The sequence below is a fragment of the Bradyrhizobium sp. P2_E8 genome (genome assembly GCF_056403875.1).
In genome coordinates, this window is the sequence record NZ_JBFUES010001696.1 from 1 (window position 1) to 868 (window position 868).

General features: G+C 66.7%; 1 protein-coding gene and 1 pseudogene. Both read right to left on the minus strand.

Annotated elements, in window-relative coordinates; all coding sequences use genetic code 11:
* Window positions 1-284, minus strand: a pseudogene (locus AC1D00_RS43285) (GNAT family N-acetyltransferase); the annotation flags it as partial.
* A gap of 163 nt (window positions 285-447) precedes the next feature.
* Window positions 448-868: FixG Ig-like domain-containing protein (locus AC1D00_RS43290; protein WP_477014950.1), on the minus strand; the 421-nt coding region annotated here is incomplete at its 5' end.

The following is an 868-nucleotide window of genomic DNA, read 5'->3' on the forward strand; positions in this document are numbered from 1 at the left end:
ATCTTCCATGCCCGCCACAGCGAGATCACCGGCATCAGCCCGATCAGCCGCGTCGAAGATCCGTCGAATGCGGGCAGTACGGAGGCATCCGTGCGGCCGCGCGCGGTTGCGCTGACGGCGAGCTCCCAGGCGGGCAGGTAATATCCGTTCGGCTCGACCGCCCGCTGCGCCAGTGCGCGCCATTGGCCGGGTTCGATCGCGGTGAGCGGGACGAGCGCGCGCGCAGCCTCGGCAGCCTTTGCCGATGCCGGATTGATCGCTGCCTGGTGCGCGATGTCGACCACGTCCCGTCGTCCCCGTTCACGCGGGCTGAGCCCGGGTTATGCGGTCATCCTTAGCGCAAAGATTGGAAAATACCGTTGGAGCGCGGCTTCAATTCGAGCGGTACTGTTAACGTCTCATTCAGCATCCGGCGGCAGGCGCCGGATGCGCCATGGAATGTGGCAGCTACTGCTCGCCCGGCACGAAATGATCGCGGGCGCTTGCTCGTCCGCCGCCGGCCGTGTCGGTGATGGCGATATCGATGTCACGCGAGGTCTTCGGCAGGTCGCTGGGGCCGACCTGCACCGACAGCCTGACCTCGCGGGTCTGGTCCTGCCCGACCTCGATGACGGGCTTGCCGTCGGGGCTGCCGTCGATGCCGGCGACGCGAATGGTTGCGCCGGGCAGACCGGAGACCGCGAGCGCAAACGATCGCTGGGCGCCCTTGTTGAGGATGCGGACGGTGTAGTCGTTGCGCACCCCGCCATCCGAGAGCTGGACGAAGAGGGGATTGCGCTCATGCAGCACGTTGACGTCCATCGTCGTACGGGTCGCGAGGGCATAGAGCATGATGCCGCCGACGATGGCGATGGCCGCGGCATAGATC